At 70.7% G+C, this 15,785-nt stretch carries 13 protein-coding genes; 5 read left to right on the top strand and 8 right to left on the bottom strand.

The features are described from left to right. The first annotated feature begins 537 nt into the window (after positions 1–537). The 3 genes from ACPCJR_RS25320 to ACPCJR_RS25310 all read left to right on the top strand — a co-directional run bounded on the left by ACPCJR_RS25320 (position 538) and on the right by ACPCJR_RS25310 (position 2,868). The gene (locus ACPCJR_RS25320) at positions 538–1,998 is read left to right on the top strand and encodes a M10 family metallopeptidase C-terminal domain-containing protein (protein ID WP_391516115.1); all 1,461 of its coding nucleotides are present in this window, start codon (positions 538–540) and stop codon (positions 1,996–1,998) included. An 89-nt stretch (positions 1,999–2,087) separates the two neighbouring features. After that, a complete protein-coding gene (locus ACPCJR_RS25315; protein WP_391516117.1) occupies positions 2,088–2,273 on the top strand; it encodes a hypothetical protein in 186 nt (61 codons plus the stop codon). 295 nt (positions 2,274–2,568) lie between these two features. Continuing rightward, positions 2,569–2,868, top strand: a complete 300-nt coding sequence (locus tag ACPCJR_RS25310) for a hypothetical protein (RefSeq protein ID WP_391516118.1) — start codon at positions 2,569–2,571, stop codon at positions 2,866–2,868. Between the two features lie 27 nt (positions 2,869–2,895). Here ACPCJR_RS25310 and ACPCJR_RS25305 read toward each other — a convergent pair whose 3' ends face one another. Next, positions 2,896–3,537, bottom strand: coding sequence for a methyltransferase domain-containing protein (locus ACPCJR_RS25305; protein ID WP_391516121.1), 642 nt, complete (start codon positions 3,535–3,537; stop codon positions 2,896–2,898). A gap of 58 nt (positions 3,538–3,595) precedes the next feature. Continuing rightward, the gene (locus tag ACPCJR_RS25300; protein ID WP_391516123.1) at positions 3,596–5,176 is read right to left on the bottom strand and encodes an oligosaccharide flippase family protein; all 1,581 of its coding nucleotides are present in this window, start codon (positions 5,174–5,176) and stop codon (positions 3,596–3,598) included. Positions 5,177–5,560: 384 nt separating this feature from the next. On the opposite strand from ACPCJR_RS25300, the gene ACPCJR_RS25295 reads away from it, so the two are divergent. Next, positions 5,561–6,730: a glycosyltransferase gene (locus tag ACPCJR_RS25295; protein WP_391516125.1), complete on the top strand. Its 1,170-nt coding sequence runs from the start codon at positions 5,561–5,563 to the stop codon at positions 6,728–6,730. Then, a complete protein-coding gene (locus tag ACPCJR_RS25290) occupies positions 6,727–7,593 on the top strand; it encodes a glycoside hydrolase family 16 protein (protein WP_391516127.1) in 867 nt (288 codons plus the stop codon). Before ACPCJR_RS25295 ends, ACPCJR_RS25290 begins: the two co-directional genes overlap by 4 nt. Positions 7,594–7,726: 133 nt before the next feature. On the opposite strand, the gene ACPCJR_RS25285 is transcribed toward ACPCJR_RS25290, so the two are convergent. From ACPCJR_RS25285 to ACPCJR_RS25260, 6 genes are all read right to left on the bottom strand, one after another. Next, complete coding sequence (locus tag ACPCJR_RS25285) at positions 7,727–9,028, bottom strand: glycosyltransferase family 4 protein (RefSeq protein ID WP_391516129.1); 1,302 nt, start codon at positions 9,026–9,028, stop codon at positions 7,727–7,729. Beyond that, positions 9,025–10,311, bottom strand: a complete 1,287-nt coding sequence (locus ACPCJR_RS25280) for a polysaccharide pyruvyl transferase family protein (protein ID WP_391516131.1) — start codon at positions 10,309–10,311, stop codon at positions 9,025–9,027. Before ACPCJR_RS25280 ends, ACPCJR_RS25285 begins: the two co-directional genes overlap by 4 nt. Then, positions 10,295–11,989 carry a tyrosine-protein kinase domain-containing protein gene (locus tag ACPCJR_RS25275; RefSeq protein ID WP_391516133.1) on the bottom strand — a complete coding sequence of 565 codons (1,695 nt, stop codon included), beginning with the start codon at positions 11,987–11,989 and terminating at the stop codon, positions 10,295–10,297. The genes ACPCJR_RS25280 and ACPCJR_RS25275 overlap by 17 nt, the downstream gene beginning before the upstream one ends. Continuing rightward, positions 11,986–12,894: a glycosyltransferase family 2 protein gene (locus ACPCJR_RS25270; RefSeq protein ID WP_391516135.1), complete on the bottom strand. Its 909-nt coding sequence runs from the start codon at positions 12,892–12,894 to the stop codon at positions 11,986–11,988. Before ACPCJR_RS25270 ends, ACPCJR_RS25275 begins: the two co-directional genes overlap by 4 nt. Positions 12,895–13,018: 124 nt before the next feature. Next, positions 13,019–14,134, bottom strand: a complete 1,116-nt coding sequence (locus tag ACPCJR_RS25265; protein ID WP_391516137.1) for a glycosyltransferase family 4 protein — start codon at positions 14,132–14,134, stop codon at positions 13,019–13,021. Positions 14,135–14,347: 213 nt separating this feature from the next. Next, positions 14,348–15,781 (bottom strand): hypothetical protein, encoded by a 1,434-nt coding sequence (locus ACPCJR_RS25260; RefSeq protein ID WP_391516139.1) that lies wholly within the window; start codon positions 15,779–15,781, stop codon positions 14,348–14,350. Between the last annotated feature and the right edge of the window lie 4 nt (positions 15,782–15,785).

The following is a 15,785-nucleotide window of genomic DNA, read 5'->3' as shown; positions in this document are numbered from 1 at the left end:
GCAACCAAACTCACACCCACACGCACACAACCCGACGCGGACCAGACCGCACACACCCGCCCGCACGGCACCCGCCGCGCGGGCTTTCCTGCGTCCGGGCCACGCCGCCGAACCGCACACGGCCACGCCAAGCCAACCCAGGCCCGTGCGGAGCCAACCCCCCGCACGCACAGGCCGCCGAGCCGGCCCAGCCGACATGCCCCGCGTGAGGGGAGGGGGCTCACCCCTGCTCAAGCTTGCGCGAGTACGCCTACGCCCATGCCGGAAGCGCCGCGCCATGGATCGCTTCGGCTTTGCCTCGCGAAGACGAAGCGGGAAACCGCCTTTCAGGATGAGGCGCGCCTTGGCCAGATCCCACGGCCAATCGAGCGAATTCTTGAATCTGGGGTAATTGCGAAGAATCCATTGGATGAGGCCGCCGTCGATAGCGGCCGCTTCCGCGCCCGGATCCGGGTGGATTCAGATTTTCTTAGAAATGCGACGCTTAGGCTTCGGCAAACATCTTGCAAGCGAGATGCGGTCTTTGAGGACGAGATCATGCCGGCTCCGACGGGCTACGCGCTGGTTTACGCGGACGAGTTCAACAGTCTGAGCATCTCGGCCAGCCGTACGGCGGATGCGAACTGGTACAGCGGGCAGGCCTGGGGCGGGTCCTTCGGCAGCGCGCGCTTCGTGCCGGCCAACGCCGTCAATGCGCCCTTCTCCATCGTCGAGCAGGGCGGCGAGACGGCTCTGCGCATCCACATGACCCGCGACGCAAGCGGGCAGCTCCAGAGTGGGCTGATCTCCGACACCTTCCCGGACGGCAGCAGCCGCACCGTGCGCGACGGAGATCCCTACGGCTATTACGAGGCCCGGCTCTGGCTCCCGACCGGGAAGGGCGTCTGGTCGGCCCTCTGGTCGATCGAGTCGGAACGGCTGTCCGCCGCGCGCGATCACGTGGTCGAAGTGGACGTGATGGAGAATTACGGCACCGCGATGCCGACGCAGTATTCGAGCGTGGTGCACGACTGGGACTGGGCGGGCACGACCCTGGAAGGGCATACGAGCGACTACGCCCGCGCCAATCCGGGCCTCGGCGTCGTGTCCTCGGGTTGGCACACCTACGGCGTCGAGATCACGCCTGAGCGGATGACGTTCTACTTCGATGATCAGGCCTACTGGTCGCGGGCGACGCCCGAGGCCCTCGACACCAACCCGATCTGGATGATCAACCTCGCGGCGGGCGGCGGCTGGCCGATTGACCCCGGTCTCAACGACGCTTCCCTCTACGTCGATTACTTCCGTGCCTACGAGGCCCGGCCCATGAGCCCGCAGCCGGTGGGACCGACGCTGCAGGGGACGAGCCGCGACGACACCCATCTCGTCACCGACTCGCACACCCGGATCGTCGAGAGCGCGGACGGCGGCTACGACACCGTGCGCAGCACCGTGTCCTACGCTCTGCCCGACCATATCGAGAAGATCGCCCTGCTGGGCAGGGCCGATCTCAGCGCGACCGGGAACGGGCTCGCCAACGAGATCTACGGGAATGACGGTGCCAACGTGCTGTCGGGCCTGGGCGGGGACGACCGCATCTTCGGCGGGGCCGGCAACGACGTGCTGATCGGCGGTGCCGGTGACGACCGACTGGCCGGCCAGGATGGTGACGACGTGCTGATCGGTGGCGCCGGAGCCGACCGCCTCTACGGCGATGCGGGGGCCGACCGGTTCGTTTTCCAGAACGTCACCGACAGTCCGGTCGGTGCGCGCGACACCATCGTCGGCTTTTCGGCCGCGCAGGGTGATCGCCTCGACCTGTCGCAGATCGACGCCAACATGCTCCTGCCCGGCGACCAATCCTTCACCTTCATGGGCTCCGGCGCCTTCAGCGCGGCGGGCCAACTCCGCTTCGAGAAGGGCGTCCTCTCGGGCAATGTCGACGGAAACCTGTCGCCCGACTTCGCGATCAATGTCCTCGACGTGAAGCTGCTCACGGCCGACACGCTGATTCTGTGACCGCCGGGTGCGGCCCCGGTTGGCACGGTTCATGGTAAAGGAAACCTTTACGACGCTCGGAAGGCCGGCGTCGGACGAGGAATCCTTCCATGCAGGATCGCGACCCGCTCTGGTACGACCGCGCCGAGCCTGAGGAAGAGCCGGGCTTTCTGCTGAGGACGGTGGCGATCCTGTTCGTCGGCGCGTCGGAGCTCTACGGCCTGCCCGACCGCCTCTGCCGGATAGTCGGGGACCGGGTCGTCCGCCGGGTCTTCCGGCCCGATCCCCGTCCCTAAGGGACGCGGACCGGCAGCCTTCCAGCTCACGGCTCCGATCAACGGCGCATGCTCCCGACATTGCCGACGCCCGATCCCGCCCGCCGATCACGGCGGGCGTTGCGTGAGAGGCTGAGCCTCTCGGTTCTCAGCACAGCGTCGCCGCGCGACAGATCCCGGAATCGCATCCCCGCCAAGAGCTGTCGCTTCGGTGCGCGAATGGTTTATTCATCGGTCGCCGGCATCATCACGGCGCCATCGGGTACAGTCGTCGAACCGTCCGCGACCGTGTTATGCCGGGATACGGAGGAGTGTGATGGGAACGATCACGATCTGGGCACTCTTTGCCCTCTTCGGAGGCGTATGCGCCCGCTACGTCTCCGTGATCGGCTTCGTCCTGACCGCACTGGGGATCGTCGCCTTCCTCGCGCTGCTGAACGCGCTGACCGGCAGCGGCTTCGGCGCGGGGATGCTCGCCGGCGCCTTCGTGGCGCTGCAGGTGGGCTATTTCGCCGGCCTCGTCGCGATCGTTCTGATCCGCCACGCTGCGCGCCTCCTGTTCAAGAAGGATCTGCGAAGGGTGGAGAAGGGCGACCTCCACATCAAGCACGATTGAGGGCTGCGCCCCAGCCTGCGCCCGCACTCACACGGCGTCCGGCGCCTTCCGGGCGAAAGCCCAGACCATGACGGGGTAATCCGGCTCGTTGGCGAGCGAGCCGAAGAAGCCGCGCTTGCGCCATGTGCGGAGATTGCCCACGAGGCAGGCACGATTCCCCCAGGCCTGGGCACGGATGTCCTGCGCGGCGAAGCCGCATTCCTGCAGGAGGTAGCTCAGCCCATCCGGCGTCCAGCGCGAGCAGTCGATCGGCACGCGGTGGATGCGCACGAGGAAGGGGGTCGCGATGACGAGGTGCCCGCCGGGCTTGAGCATGGACCAGACGTTGCGGCCGGCCCGGTAGGGCCAGGGCAGGTGCTCGAACACCTGATCGGCGATGATCAGGTCGAACTGGCGCGGCAGCGTCTCGGCGCAGATGTCGAAGCCCGGATATTCGGTGTTCTCGTAGCTCTTGAAGCCGAAGTCGCGCGTCCACTGATTGCCGCCCGAGATTTCCAGGACGTCGAGCGTGTCCGGCCCGAGTTCCTGGATGAAGGCGAAGCAGTCGCGGTACATCGCCGAGCGGACCCAGTCGGTGGTGTCGTAGCCCGTTCTGCGCAGCAATCCGCGCAGTCTCTCCCAGAGAGCGGGCCTCTGCCAGATGGCGTCGAGAAGGGCGGCGGTGATCATTCCAGAACACTCCCTGCGATGGTGCGGGCCGCGCGCGGAGCCCGGTCTCGCGGTCCCCTCATCGCCGGATCAGGCGCCGGACGCCGCCGAGATCCTCCCGCAGGCGTGAGCCTTCAAGCAGAAACAGGACCACGAGGTAGGTGGCGAGGCCGGCGAGCAGCCCGAGGCCGATGCGCACAATCTCGGTGGGGGCGCCCTGCACGATGGAGTGGCAGGCGAGGCCGGCGGCGAGCCCGGCGAGCGTGGGCGCCCGCATCGCGCGCAGCAGCGGCCCCACCGGCGCCAGGCCGACCCGGCCGGGCGCCCGCAGCATCAGCCCGGCAAAGAGCACCTGCGCGACGCCGATGCCCCAGGCGACGCCGAGGGGGCCGAGCCAGGGACCGGGCAGCACCGCGGCCACCCGCGCGACGACGAGGACGAGGGAGAGGCGGAACACCGTCCAGCCCGAACCCCTGGCGAGCAGGAGGGCGCCGCTCTGATGCGCCACCGCGTTCAGCGCGTAGAACGGGATCAGGATGCTCAGGATGGTCGCGGCGTCGCTCCAGTCGGGGCCGAGGATTCGCAGGATCAGCCCCGGCACGACGGCGGCCGTGAGGAAGGCCACGGGTGCCAGGAGGAGGCTGAGGATGTGCACGAGCTTGGCGTGCAGCAGCGCAAGACGCGCGTCGTCCTCGCGCAGGGCGTGGGCGTAGAGGGCGCCCCAGAGCGGACCGGACGCCGCCTCGCAGACGAAGCGCGGCACTTGGTTGGCGAAGGTGAAGGTGCCGAGCGCTGCCGGACCGAAGAAGCGGCCGAAGACGAGGTTTTCCACGAGCCGGCCGGCGAAGTCGACGAGCCGGCTGCTGACCAGCGCGCTGCCGGTGGAGACGTGCGACTTCAGCATCGAGGGCCGGAAGACGAGGCTCGGGCGCACGAAGGCCAGGAGGTTCAGCACGCTCCCCCGCACGAAGTAGAGGATGACGTATTGCGCAGCGAGGCTCATCGCGCCCGCGCCTCCCAGGGCGAGGATGACCGCGACCGCCGCGCCGAGCAGGTTGCCGGCGAGATCGGCCCCCGAGATTGCCGCGAGCCGGCGCTCCCGCGTCAGCCGGGCGTAGGGCAGCACCGAGAGGGTGACGAAGAGGAAGCTCACCGAGAGCAGCGCCATCACCTCTGCGACCCGCGGCTCGCGCGACAGCTGCGCCAGGACCACGCCCCAGCCCGCCACGATGAGCGTGAGCCCCGCTCCGACCATCAGCACCAGCCAGAAGGCGGTCGACCAGATCTCGCGCGACTGCGTCGGTTCGCGGGCGAGGGAGGCGCCGAGGCCGCCATCGGCCAGGGTCATGAAGAAGGCGACCGTGGGCAGCGCCAGAGCGTAGACGCCGAACTCGGCGGGGCCGAGCAGGTGCGCCATCAGCGGCAGCATCACCAGTTGCAGGCCGATCTTCACCAGGTTCACGCCGCCCCCGGCGAGCACGTTCACCGCCAGCCGGCGGGAACCGCCGCCCGGCGGTCCGGCCTCCGGCGTCATCAAGGCCGGGGCCGGCCCCGGCCCGGCGGTAGGCTCCGGCAGCACGACGACCGTTTCCGGCGCCGGATCCCCTTCCGGATCGGACGCGGCGCCATGGTCCGGGAGACGCTGGTTCTCTTCCTTCATCCTGAAGCGATCTCCCTGGCGACCCTTCCGCGCGGCGCCCGCCCAGCTTCCGAAAAGACGTCCTCCCTCGCCGAGCTGGTTTGGCCGGCACGCAAGACTGCTCGAATCCGCACGATACGGCGGATAAGAGAAGCAACTCAGTTCTGTGCGTCGCGTCAAAGCTAGGAACGACGGAGCAACCGGCTTCACTGATAGCCGGATACGTCGTGCTTAGATCAATGATCGCTCATCGCGGCGACATCTATTCGGGCATGTCTTGCATCCTCGCAATTTCGTGGTGATGATGCGTTGCAAAATCCATGCACGATTCCGGCCGTGGGTGGTCCGCGGGCGATTTTGCAGGTGGGCGCGCCCCGTGCCGGGCGCGGTCGACCCGCGAGGACCGTGCGCGTTCAGGCAGGTGCGCTGTTGCAAGCGGATGCGCAGGAGCCTCTCGTTGCCGGAGCGGATCGGGCCCGAGCCGACGGCGCCGGCCTGCTGCGCGTCTTCGTCCACCTCGCGACCGACAAGGACCCGGCGGCGTGGCGCCGGGCCTGGGAGGCGGGCACCCTGGTCGGCGTCAACGAGGAGACCCCCTACGGCTACGGTCGTGCCGAGCGGATGGGCTGCACCCTCGCCTTCGCGCGGGCCTATCCCGAGAGTTCGGCGGCCCGGTTCCTGCGTCTGGGGCTGCGCGTCCTCCTGGGCTTCGACCTGCTGCACGCCCTACGCCAGGGCCGGACGCTCGCCGAGGCGGACGTGGTCTGGACGCACACCGAATCGCAATTCCTCGCGGTGGCCGCGGCGCACGTCTTCCGGAGGCGGCGGCCGAAACTGATCGGGCAGAGCGTCTGGTTGTTCGACCGCTGGCACCGCCTCGGCCCGCTCCACCGGATGCTGTACCGCCGCCTGATCCGGGACGTGGACGTGCTCACGGTCCATTCCACCGAGAACCTCGCCGTCGCTCGGGCTCTGTTTCCCGGCAAGCGGGTTCTGCACGTGCCCTTCGGCATACCCTCGGAGCGCGTCACCGCGCCCGTCCGGCGTCCGTGCCGTCCGCTGCGCATCCTGGCGATCGGCAGCGACCGGCACCGCGACTGGGCCTGCCTCGTCGCCGCGCTCGACCGCCTGCCGCAAGCCTCGGCGGTCATCCTGTCGGGCACGGCGCCGCGCCGGCTCGCCCGCTCGCGTCCGAACCTGCGGATCGGACAGGCCCGCAGCCAGGCCGAACTCGCCGCGCAGCTCGCCGCGGCGAGCGTGGTCTGCGTGCCGCTGAAGCCCAACCGCCATGCTAGCGGCATCACGGTGATCCAGGAGGCAGTGCTCGCCGGTCTGCCCGTGGTGGCGACCGCCACCGGGGGGCTCGAAGGCTATTTCGGCGCCGACGCCGTCCGCTACGTGCCGCCGGGCGATCCGGCCGCGCTGCGGGCGGCGCTCATTGGGGTTGCGGCCGATCCCGAGGCGGCCCGCCTCCGTGCCGAGCGGGCCCAGGCGCACATGATCGAGGCCGGGATCGGGGCCGAAGCCTACATCCGCCGCCACGTCGACATCAGCCGGGAGATGCTCAACCGATGAAGGCTCCGACCCTGAAGCCGGCCCTGCGCCCCGCGCTCCTCCTGTCCGTCCTAGCCGCCAGCGCGCTCGGCCCCCGGCGGGCCGCGGCGGCGGACGAGGCGCTCGATCTCTGCGCCTACAAGCCGGCCTTCATGGAGGAGTTCGACAGCCTCAGCGTCGCTCCGCGGGTGCTGAATTCCGCGCGCTGGATCGCGCACACGCCCTGGAACGGCGATTTCGGCGATGCCCGCTTCGTCGATGACGCGCCCGCCGGCCCCTTCTCGATCAGGGAGGGCATCCTCCACATCACAGCCCGGCGGGACGAGGCGGGCAAGTGGCGCTCCGGCCTGCTCGCCACCTCGGACGGCACGGGTGCGGGCTTCGGCCTGCGCTACGGCTACTTCGAAGCGCGCATGCGCCTGCCGCCGGGGCCGGGCACGTGGCCGGCTTTCTGGCTCGGCACGCAGCGCCCGAACGCCGACAAGACCCCGAGCATCGAGATCGACGTGATCGAGTATTACGGCCATTCGGATGCGGCCTACTCGGCGGCCCTGCACGTCTGGTACAAGGGCGAGGACAAGAAGCGCACCACGAACACGGTGCAGAAGATCCCCGTGCCGGCCGGCGCACTCCTCGACGCCTTCCACACCTACGGCGTGCGCGTGACGCCCGAGACCATCACCTACTATCTCGACCGCAAGCCGGTCTGGCAGCGGCCGACCCCGCCGGAACTCGACAAGCCGCTGTTCCCCCTCGTCAACCTCGCGCTCGGCTCGGGCTTCCCGATCGACAGGACGCCCAATCCCTCGGTGCTCCTCGTCGACTACGTGCACGTCTACGCCCCGGACCCCGAGGGCCGGGCGGCACGCTGCCCGAGCCGCTGAGGGCTGGCGAGCGCGACGGCCTCGGACCCTCTCCCCGCGCGGCTCGGGCGGGCACAGCGACAGGATCGCGCGGGACCGGGATTCGATCATCCCGAAGGGCAGGGAGAGGCCGCGCGTTGGGGCGCGGTTCCGGTCAGGCCTGCAGCGCGGCGCGTGCCGGGAGCGCCTTCGGCAGGACGGCGGCGTAGGCGTCGAGCAGGGCGTCGGTCCAGCCCTCACTGGTGTGGCCGAGATCGGCCGTACGGGTGAAGGCGTTGCGGCTCATCCGCTCGGTCAGCGCGTCGTCGCCCGCCAGCCGCGCCATGGTTCCGGCCAGCGCCGCCTCGTCGCGCGGGTCGCAGGCGAGGCCGGCCTCGCGGATCACGATGTCGGCGGCGAGCAGCGCCTGATCCGTTAGGATCACCGGCAGACCGCTCCACAGAGCCTCGCCGGCCACGAGGCCGTAGGGCTCCGGGTAGCGCGAGGGCATGACCAGGGCGCGGGCGTCGCGAACGAGGCGCGCCACCGCTTCGGCCGGCTGACGGCCGGCGAAGTGGACCTCGGGATGCTCGCGCCGCAGCGTCTCCAGGAGCGGCCCATCGCCGATCACCAGCAGCGGCACGCCCGCCGCCCGCGCCGCCCGCGCGGCGAGATCGGGGCCCTTCTCCTCGTTCAGCCGTCCGACGAACACGAAGGCGCGGTTGCGCTCGGCCGCGATGCGGGTCGTGCTCCAGGGGTTGATCGGATTCGGGAGCGTGGTGATCGCCGCGTCCGGCACCCCGCCGCGGATCAGAAGCGGTCGCATCGCCGCGTGGATCGCGAGGATGCGCGGCGCGGCGTCCCGGTAGCGCAGGGTGCGGGTCTGCACCGCTTGGCGCGCCACCCGCCAGAGCTTGTGCGCGTAGCTGCGGCGGTCGCATCGCGCCGTGAGGCAAGCGAGACCGAGCGGCACGTGCGGGCAGGTCTCCCCCTGCCGGAAGAGCGCGTAGGCCCCGTTCGGGCAGGTGAGGAAGAAGTCGTGCGCGCTCACGAACAGCCGCGCGCGCACCGGCTCGAGCGCGCGGAACACCGCCGGCGACAGGATCTGGCTCCAGGTGTGGAGGTGATAGACCGTGCCGGGGTCGTCGTGGCGGCGGATCAGGTCGCCGACGAGATCGAGGGTGGACGGGTTGTAGAGACCGCGACGCAGGCTCGCCAGCGCGCCCGCTTCGAGGAGCCGCCGGCCTCCAAGCGCGTGGACCGGGATACCGGCCTCCGCGAGGGCGGGATTTTCGCCCGCATCCCCCGCCAGATAGGTCACCGGGATGCCGCGCGCGTGCAGGAGGCACGCGCTCAGCAACGCGAGCCCGGTGGCGCCCCCGAAGGCGAGGGAGCGGTCGTTGATCACGACGACGCGGCTCGGCGCGGGACCCGGCTCGGCTCCTCCCGCGCGCGCGGCGGCCGAAGCGCCCGTCATGGGTGCGCCTCGCAAGGCAGTGCGGCCCCGGCCCCGGCACCCGCCTTCAAGGTCTCGGCGAGGACGGCCACGTCCGCCGCCGCCTCGTCGAGGATCGCGCTGTGGCGGCGGCGGTCGAGGCCTTCGCGCAGGCCGCGCTCGGTCAGCGCCAGCACGGCCTCGGGCCTGTCGCGGCCCGCGGTGCTCACGTACTCACCGCGCCCGACGAGATCGAAGAAGCTCTTGAGCTTGAGGTCCCAGGTGAAGCCGATCTGCGGGACGCCGTAGGAATAGGCCGCGATGTTGGCGTGCAGGCGGTGGGCCATCAGCAGGTCGAGCCCCGAGAGGAAGGTCGCCAGCTCGGTCGGGTTGCGAAAGCGCGGTGCGAAGCTGATGTCCGGCCCGCCGGCCGGCGCCGAGGCGGCCTCGGCCAGGACCGCGCGGAGGCGACCCAGATAGGCCTCGTCCTCCGGGCTGCCGTTCGTGAAGACGTCGACCGACCAGCCCCGCGCGAAGCAGCCGCGGACCAGGGCGGCGTACCATTCGGTCAGGTCGCGCTCGCTCACCGCCGCCTCGTCGGAATGGTAGCGCAGCGTGGTCGGATGGGTGAGTCCGAGGCCGATCCGCGGCGTCGTGCGCGGGCCGCGTCGCTGCAACACGTGCCGCGCGACCAGGAGGCCGGGATCGTGCACCACCCGCGCGCGGGGGGCGCCCGAGGCCCCGAGCCGCCTGTTCCAGATTTCGGCCGAGCGCGCGTCGCGCACCGAAGCGTCGAGGAGACGCGTACCCGCCATCGCGCGCCGGAACAGGGCGGCCCCGGTCTCGGACCAGTTGTCGGCCACGCCGACGGCGAAGACCGCGGTGGGGATGCCGGCCGCGCGCAGCTCGGCCCAGGCCGCGTCGATCTTCAGGGGGAAATTGAGGTCGGCATCGCTGAACAGGTTGCCGCCGCCGGTCACCGCCGCGTCGATGCCCGCGAGCCGCGCGCGCCAGACCGGGCGCTGACGGCTCAGGGAGCGACCGAGCAGGGTGCGGACGAGGCCGTGACGCACGGGGGTGGGGCTGCTCTGGAGCAGGCTCAGCGTCGCCCCGCGCAGGCGCCCGCCCGCGGCGTAGTCCGTGCGGCCCGCCAGATCGAAGGACTCGACGGTGAGGCCGGGCACGATCTGCATCAGCTCGGCCTCGATGCACTCCGAGAGCAGACCATCGCCAAGGTTCGGGCTGTACTTGACGTTGAAGAGCCCGACGCGCAGCCCGCCGGCCCGCCCGCTCCCCTTTCGCCGCTCCTCACGATGCTGATGCACGGGCTTGCCTCCTGGCTCTGCGGGACTGCACCGGATCGTTGAGGGCGATGCCCAGAACGCGGCAACGGGCCGACCGAAGGGCGCGGATCGCGTCCGAGAGCTGGTCGAGCTTCGTCCGGTCGAGGCTGGCGACGAGGACGATGCCGGTGAGCATGTGCCCGATCGCCTGCGCGTCGGAGGAGGTGTCGAGCGGTGGCAGGTCGAGGATGATGTCCCGCTTGCCGTTGACCCGGGCCAGCGCCGCGCGCATCGCGTGCGCCCCGAGGAAGGCGTTGGGGTTGGCCTTCCGACCGGCCGCCACGGCGGGCACGAAGCTGAGCGAGGCTGCGAGCGCGACCTCGGGTAGCTCGGCGCCGTTGGCGGGCGAGAGGACGAGACTTTCGAGCCCGTCCGCCGCCCTCGGCGCGAAGCGGCGGGTGAGCTCGGGCTCCCGCAGGTCCGCATCCACGAGCAGCACCCGGTCGCTCGATGCGGAGAGCAGGCAGGCGAGGTTGGCGCTGAGCGCGCTGCAGCCCGCCTCCTCGTGGCAGGCGAGAAGGCCGATCGTGATGTAGCGGTCCTCGCCCCCCACAGCGAAGAGGACGGTGCGCAGCCGGCGCAGCGCGAGCGCGAAATCGGAATCCGGCCGGCCGAGGGCGCTGGTCTCCGTCAGGCGTCCGTCCCGAAAGCGCGGGACGGGGAAGCAATCGACGCCGAGCATGCGGCGGATCTGGGCCGGCGAGCGCACGGTGCGGTCGAAGCTGTGCAGGACGGCGATGCAGCCGACGCCGCTGACGAAGCCGAAGACGGCGCCGAGCAGGAGGATCAGCTTGGTCTGCGGATAGGCGGCCGCGAGGGGCCGCAGGGCCGCGCCGACGATGCGCGCATCCGAATCCGGGAATTGGAAGTCGGTGATCACGCCCGTGGCGACCGCCTCGTCGGCAGCCTTCTTCTGCGCCTGGATCAGGGCGATCCGGCCCTGCAGGAACTCGGTGCCGCGCTGGTCCGAGGCGGCGCGGACGAGCACTTGGTCGCGGATATAGGCGGCCGCGATCGTGTTCGTCAGGCGGGCGGCGTCCCTCGGCGTCAGGCCCCGGAAGGACAGTTCGAGGACGTAGGACTGCCCGAGCCGCTTGACCTGAACCCGGTCGGAAAAGTTCTGGAAGGCGATCTCGCGGGCGCGCATCGCCGTCTCCTCGGGCGAGGGCGGCGGTGCGGACAGGAAGGGGAAAAGGGCGGAGAACCACGCGACGGTGCGGCCGAGGAGACCCGGTCCCTTGGCCGCGTAGGCCGGATCCGTGTCGAGGCCGAGGGTGTCGAACACGTAGCGCAGGTTGCGTGCCGAGCGGATGACCTGCACCTGGCTCTCCGCCTGGGCGCTGTCGAGCGTCGGGGCCGTGGCGGCGGCGGCTGCCGCGGCGTCGGCGCCCGGCGGCAGCCGCACCCGCGGCTCCAGCGCGATCTGAGCCGCGGCCACGAATTCGGGCTGGGCGATCACCACGTAGGCGATGCCGGCGGTCGTGCAGAGCAGAACCCACAGTGCGAGAGCCAGGGCATGCCGCCGGATCGCGGCGATCAGGTCGCCGATCAGCGTCGTCTCGGATTCGTGCCCGGGCTCGCCGAAGTCGATGCGGTCGAATCCGGGAAGCGGGCTCTCGTGCGGATCGTCCGGGCGGAGGATCTTCGAGGTGTAGTTCATAGGGAGGCGGCCCGTTCCGGAGTCAGGCGCAGGCGCAGCAGGTCGAGCGCGGCGATGAGGTTTCCGACGAGGCGCCCGCGACGGTCGACGTAGGGCTCGGGCCGGGCCGATTTCACGAGGTTGGAGCTGACGTTGCGGCTGATCTGGCGGATCAGCTGCGCGGTGGTCATCGTGCTCTTCCGGCGCATGTAGACCGGGTTCATCACCTGGGAGTAGCCGAGCTTGCGCCCCGACACCCGGCCGCCCTTGACCCCGAGATGGACGCCGGTGGCCGTGCCGAGCTTGATCAGCCGGCCGCCGCGCTGCGCGACGCGGGTTCCGAAGTCGCGATCCTCCAGCCATCCGTAGAGCACGAGCCGCTCGTCGAACCGCAGCCCCTCGATGGCCGCGCAGCGGAAGGCCATGTTGCAGCCATAGGGGCTGTAGCCCTCGATCACCCACGCGCTCCTGGCCGGATCGTGGGCGGCGATGCGCGCCAGCGCCTCGTCCCGGGTGAGGCCGGGCCCGAGAATGCCGTCGGCCAGCACGTGGCCGGTGATGCAGGCGAGCCCCGGCTCGGCCCGAAACGCCCGCGACACGGTCTCGATCCAGCGCGGATCGGGATAGAAGTCGTCGTCGAAGAAGACGACCCAGTCGGTGCCGTCCGGGAGCGCCCGCAGGATGCCGTTGCGCTGACGGGCGAGGCCCGGTGTCTCGTAGACGACCGTCACGTCTTCGCGCGCGGCGACCGTGCCGACATCTTCGGGCCCCGAGCAGCAGACGATGATCGTCTGCGGCTTCAGGGTCTGACGGGCGAGGTTGTCGAGCATCGCCGCGAGCTGGTCCGGGCGGCCCCGGGTCGCGATCCCGACGCAGACGCGCGCCGGCTCGGAATCGGCGGTGTCGAAGGGACCGATGCTCGTCACCGCTGGCCTCTCTCGCTGATCGGGGAAAATCGGGGGCGGCCTTCCGGCCAAGCAATCCGCGTGCGCGGCGCGGCCGCGCCGGCCGCAGGGTCGGATCGCGTTGCGGTCGGAGGTGGGGGGCGCCCTAGAGTCGACGCAGCAGGTCGAGATAGCCCTGCGCCGCCTCGCGCCAGGAGAAGGCCTTCGCACGCTCCAGGCCGCGTCCGCGCAGGTCGGCGCGCAGCTCCGGCGAGGCGACGAGGTTGCGGAAATGGGCCTGCCAGGCCGGCGCGTCGTCCGGATTCGCCAGGAGGGCGGCCTCCCCGCAAATCTCCGGCAGGCACGACTGATCCGAGGCGACGACCGGGCAGCCGAGCGTCATCGCTTCGAGCAGGGGCAGCCCGAATCCCTCGGAGCGCGAGGGAAAGGCGAGGCAGAGGGCGTGCGCATAGAGCCAGGCGAGGTCGTCGTCCGTGACGAAGCCGAGGCCGTGGATGTTGCGGGCGCTGACGGTCTCCGTCGGCGAGAAGATCGCCGCCGCGCCGCCCGCCACGACGAGGTCGATGCCCAGGGCGTCGAGTGCTTCCGCCTGCCGCAGGATGAAGGCCGCGTTCTTGTGCCGGGCGCGGCTTCCGAGCAGGAGCGCGAAGGGCCGGAGCCCGCTCAGGCGCGCCGGCAGCCCGGAGGCCGCGGCGTTCCAGCGGAAGACGTGCTCGCGCCCGTTGTACATGACCGTGATCGCCTGCGGCGCGATCCCGAGGCGCCGGGCCAACTGGCGGGCAGAGAAGCGCGAGACGGAGGTGACGACCGCCCCGCGCCTGACGAGACCCGGCAGCAGCACCCGGTAGAGGGCGCGGAAGGCGGGGCTGTAGCTGCCCGGCTCGTCGAACACGTTCGTATCGTGCATGCACACGATCTGCCGGCGCGCCGCGAGCGGACCGGTGTTGCACAGGTTGAGCAGCGGCCCCTCGGACCGGATGGGCAGGATCGCCTGCTCCCAGAGATGACCCGAAGCGCCGCCCGCGCGAGACGGCTGGATCGCCGCGAAGATCGGCGGCGCGACCGTCGGCGGCAGGATCATCCGCGCCTGCGCGCGCTGATGGCTCAAGAGGTGGTCGATCTCGGAGACGATCTCCCGGGCATAGCGCTGCACGCCGGTCACCGGCTGGGCGTAGAATCGGCCGTTGATCGCGAAGGTCGCCGCCCCCGGATGCGTCAGGAGCGGCTCGCAGGTGAGGAGACGCACGTCGCCATGATACATCGGCCCCTCGCCGAGTGAACAAGGAACCGGAGCTTCCGGCACGCGGGTGGGCGTCGGGGGAATGCCGCTGGCCGAATCGCTCCGACCGGTCTCGCAGACAGCCGGTCTCGTGCCGCCCCGGTCCGCCTCTTTCGCCGACACCGATCATTTCGCGTGACCGGCCCATTGGGGCGAAGGCGGGGGCGGTCGCCCCGCCGCGGGCTGCGAGCCGGCTCACGGCCGGAACTCCGAGGCCGCGCCGACCGGCATGGTTCGGCCCGCCGGCCGCGGGGAGACGACCCGCCGCCCGCCCGGCGGCGTGTGGGCGGCGGCGATCATGCCGAGCGCCGCGGAAGCGGCGATCCCGATATCGGGAATGGTGCCGGCGAGCTGGTACATCACCAGAACCGGCACGAGCGCGAGCTTCGTGACCGTGGCGAAGAGGACCGCTTCGCGCGAAGCGTCCCGCGGGGCGGCCAAGAGTTGCTGCGCGATGAAGCCGAACATCAGCAGCGCGCCGAACAGGCCGGTGCTGCCGAGGATCGAGATCGCCCAGTTCGAGACGCGGATCGAGCCGAGCCCAACTCCGAGGCCCCCGGAATCCAAGAAGGCGTGCCAGCCGACCCGGTTCCACAGGCTGCGCTCGACGTAGGAGGCCGAACTGGACTTCTGGAAGACCATCTTGTCGACCATCGCCACGATCGGATCGAACAGCGCCGGCTGGATCACGAAGGTCGCGAAGACCGCGAAGGCGACGAACACGATGAGGCCGACTTCGATGCCGATCTGGTCGCGGCGCGGATTGCCCGCGTCGAGCATGCGCACCAGAAGATCGAGGCCGTAGACCAGCCCGAACACCGCGAGCCCGACATAGGCCGTCGACGAGGTCGAGAGCATGGTCATCAGCACGAGGCCGCCGATCGCGGCCATCACCAGAAGCTGCTCGTTGCCGGCGCGGTAGAGGGGCCGGGCGAAGACGAGCGCCGCCGCCACGCCGACGCAGGCCGTGCCGTAGCTGGAGGCTTCCGGCATCAGGCCGACCACGCGTTTGGCGCCCTCGGCCTCGACATCCGTCAGGAGCGCGTAGGTCGCGGTGCGGAAGGGTTCGAGGACGGCACCGAGGTTGAGGCTGAAGGTGATCAGGTCGACGAGGCCGGTGGCGATGAGTGCGCAGGCCGCGCAGAGCAGCGCGCGCCGATAATGCGCGCGAACCGCCTCCGTTTGACCGATGATCGTGAAGGCCAGCGTCGCGGCGTAGGACAGCGCCATGTAGCCGGACTGGGTGATGTTGCCCGCGCCCGGCTTCAGGATGTCCGTGCCGAAGCGGAAGGCGGAGACCGGCACCACCTCGATCATTCCGGAGAACAGGCGCGGCAGCACCAGGGCGCCGAACAGCGCGTAGACGAGGAAGGCCGAGAACAGGACGAGGCGCTGCGGATCGAGGGCGGCCTCGATGCCGCGCCGGATGTTGCCGGGCTGGATCATCACCTTGCCGATGAACACCGCGGCGCAGGCCGATTGAGGCAGCAGATTCGCGCCGCCGCTTCCCGGCAGCATCTGCAGGGAGCCGAAGGCGCCGCAGATCATCAGCAGGTAGAGCAGGCCCGGCCCGTTCGAGAACGCGGCCGCGAGGATCAGAATCCACAGGAGGGCGGCAGGCCAGCTCACGGGC

Source organism: Methylobacterium sp. NPDC097929 (assembly GCF_049543375.1).
GTDB lineage: Bacteria > Pseudomonadota > Alphaproteobacteria > Rhizobiales > Beijerinckiaceae > Methylobacterium.
Note: the sequence above shows the minus strand (reverse complement) of the source record. Positions and strands in the feature narration are given on the sequence as shown.